General features: G+C 61.8%; 3 protein-coding genes. 2 read left to right on the top strand and 1 reads right to left on the bottom strand.

Annotated features, from left to right (window positions below; genetic code table 11):
* The coding region (locus Q0964_RS09185) for a hypothetical protein (RefSeq protein ID WP_299266308.1) at positions 1-1,424 on the bottom strand (1,424 nt) is incomplete at its 3' end.
* A 535-nt stretch (positions 1,425-1,959) separates the two neighbouring features.
* Here Q0964_RS09185 and Q0964_RS09190 point away from each other — a divergent pair.
* On the top strand, positions 1,960-2,325 hold the full coding sequence (locus Q0964_RS09190) for an ArsR/SmtB family transcription factor (RefSeq protein ID WP_299266310.1): 366 nt from the start codon (positions 1,960-1,962) through the stop codon (positions 2,323-2,325).
* A 223-nt stretch (positions 2,326-2,548) separates the two neighbouring features.
* On the top strand, positions 2,549-2,761 hold the full coding sequence (locus tag Q0964_RS09195) for a hypothetical protein (RefSeq protein ID WP_299266313.1): 213 nt from the start codon (positions 2,549-2,551) through the stop codon (positions 2,759-2,761).
* Positions 2,762-2,955 lie beyond the last annotated feature (194 nt).

Here is a 2,955-nt window from a genome sequence, read left to right on the forward strand (position 1 = left end):
ACGCGGATGACGTACCCGTCCGATCGTGCGCCGATAGTGACAGTCACAGCCGAGTCGGCGTACCTGACAGCGTTGTCGAGAACGCTTTCGAGCGCGCCCACGAGGGCCCGACGGTTCGTCGTGAGCGTCGCCGACATCGGTATCTCGACTGAGACAGTCACGTATGCTTCGTCGGCGTCGACAGTTTCGAGTGCGGACCGGACGAGTCCGTTCAGGTCGACGGTGACGTCCTCCGCTGTCTCCGAGACGTACCGGTCGATCCGGTGAGCCTGCTGACCGAGAGATGCGATCCTGTCCGCCGCGTCGATGATAGGGTCGACCGCTTCGTCGTCCCGGGCGAGTCGCTCGGCGTGACTTTTCACGACGTCAACCTCGTTGCGTAGGTTGTGTCTGAGGAGCCGGTTCAGGACTGCGAGTCGCTGTTCCCGGAGATCGCGGTCGGTGACGTCCCGAAGGCTAAGCGTCGCGCCGATGTCGTTGTCGTGACCGTCACCGACTCGCGACATCTGTGGGTCGTACTGCCGGATCCCTTCGGTCGTCTGTACCGTCACTGTCTCGACCCGTCGTAATTGTTCGATGTCCTGACCCAGTACGTCGCTGATCGGCGAGCCGTGAGCATTGGACCGCGTGACTGAGAGCGTCTCGATGGCCGTCTCGTTGATCGTGATGAGACGGTCCTCGCTGTCGACGACGAACATCAGGTCGTCGGTTTCACCAGTAAGCGCCCGTTCGCCGAGAGTGCCGATAGAGGGAGTCGCATCGAAGAGGTCGTAGCGCTGCCACGCAGTTCCAACCCCCGCCGCCGCGACGAGCGCCCCGGCCGCGTACGCCCCGGCCTGGCTGACTGTATCGTTCGCCTGAATGCCCATCAGGTTCCAGATCATGAGCGACCCGACCAAGACGACAGCGAGGGCGACGCCTTGCCACACGACGGTGTGCCCGTATGAGTACGTGTTCTGCATGAGGAGGTAGACGCCGCCGATACTGAGCGAGATAATATAGATGAACACAACCGAACCGAGGACGTTGAACAGGGGAAACCCGCCGATGTCGAGGATCGACAGGAGCAGATCAACTATGATGGCGAGATACGGCAACGCGAGGAGTCCGAGCGTGCGAGGGCTGATATGCGTTCGGGTCCCCGTATACTGAACTGCGAACGCGAACCAGGGGAGCGTCGCGAGAAGCCAGAACAGAAGGGGGAGTTGTGCCCACGACGAGCCCACCGCATCGACCGGAAACAATGACGGCGCGAGGCCGCCGACGCCGGCGACGATACATCCAGTCCCGAGTATCGTCGTGAACGCGACGAACGACAGCCGTCCCAGTCGCTCCGAGAGAGCATAGGCCCGATAGCCGAACCAGTAGAGTACGCCGCCCGCGAGTATTCCGACAGCGATGAGGCCGTCGACGGTGGAGACCATCGCCACACTGTTCACCGGCACTCGGTAAAAAACGCCGGTCTCGAACCCAGCGTGACGGTCCCGTATGTCTCCTACCGGGGACTGTCTGCGAGGTGTCCCGAGCGCGAATTGTCAGCGGGGATCGGTATTCCGTCGAAGGTCGACAGGCCGGGGGCACCAGACGGTACGAACACATCACACGTCGTTCACCGCCCCCGACGCGAGCGGAGAATCGCTTCCCCAGAACAGGAAGTCGGCTGAAGTACGTGGGCGATAGTCTGGAACCTCTGGATAGAAGACGAGGTACAGGACTTCACCACGCGAAACAGAACCTTCCACCGTTTCAGGTTGTAGGTCTGGTGGGCGAACCAGCGACCATCCACGAGATACCACCTGGCCGACCGATCCACCTCGGTTGCAGCGACGGACGCCAGCGCAGGATCCTCAAAATGGTTGTGGATAGGTCCCATGCCGATAACTAGAGCCCTCTGTGCCAGGCCGTGGGAAATAGAAGCATCTGGCTACAGGGGATATCCGCTACATCGTAGACATAACGATGTCACAGTCAGATTCGGCCCACGCGTTCCAGCGATCTGCGGTCGGCGCCACCGGCCCCGAGAGTAACGATCAACGGACAGTCGACACGAGCGAAGTCCTATCGCTGCTGAGCGACGACTACGCCCGAGAGATGCTGAACGCACTCGCCGACGATTCGCTCTCGGCGCGGGCGCTCTCCGACCGGCTAGATATGTCCCGTGCGACCGTCTATCGCCGGCTGAACAGACTCGAATCCGCCGGCGTCATCCAGAGTTCGATGGTGGTCGACCCTCAGGGCCACCACCGGAAGCAATTCTCCGTCGTCGTCGACCGGATGCAACTCATGTTCCACTCCGATGGAGTCAGTCTCGAAGTTGGCGAGTAATCGCCCGGCACGGAACCAGTCTGCGTCCGCATACCGTTCGGAGCCTGCTTCGAAATCGCTTTGCCGGGTGCACTCCGATGTGTTTCCGTTTCCCCCAGTCGGGATTGACTCGCTGTTACAGGGCGTAACTGCAAGGGGGTCGACGCGATTGGGGCGTGTGCCAGGTTGCTGAGCCTGCAATCCTGTGACCCATTTTATGATCTCACTGTTCCTCGTTGCAGATATGCCCGATGGTAGCGACCCCGACAGGACTGTCCCGTGGATTGATAGCCCTTCGACCGAGGGTGCCCTCCGGGATCACCCCAGCGTCGAGGTGATACCCGACCCGGACTCGGGGACCGTCACGTTCGCGTGGCGCCCCAGCGAAGACGAAGCGACGACCGCTTGGATCACCGCGGAAGCAACCCTCCTCGTCGACGTGTCCGACATGCAGTGACGACAGGGACAAGACACGGACGAGGAACGGTTCCGGGTAGTAGAGAGACACGCGTTTCGCTGCCGGATTCCAACCGTCCCGCGATGGGCTGTGGCGGCTGGAGTGTGCGTGTCGACGCCACGGTGATGGCTGTCGGAACCCCGGTTCGGTTGCCGAGGTGAGTGACGTCAGGTGGTTCACGGAGCGACCAGTGC

It is taken from the genome of Halorientalis sp. (assembly GCF_028275115.1).
Lineage (GTDB): Archaea > Halobacteriota > Halobacteria > Halobacteriales > Haloarculaceae > Halorientalis.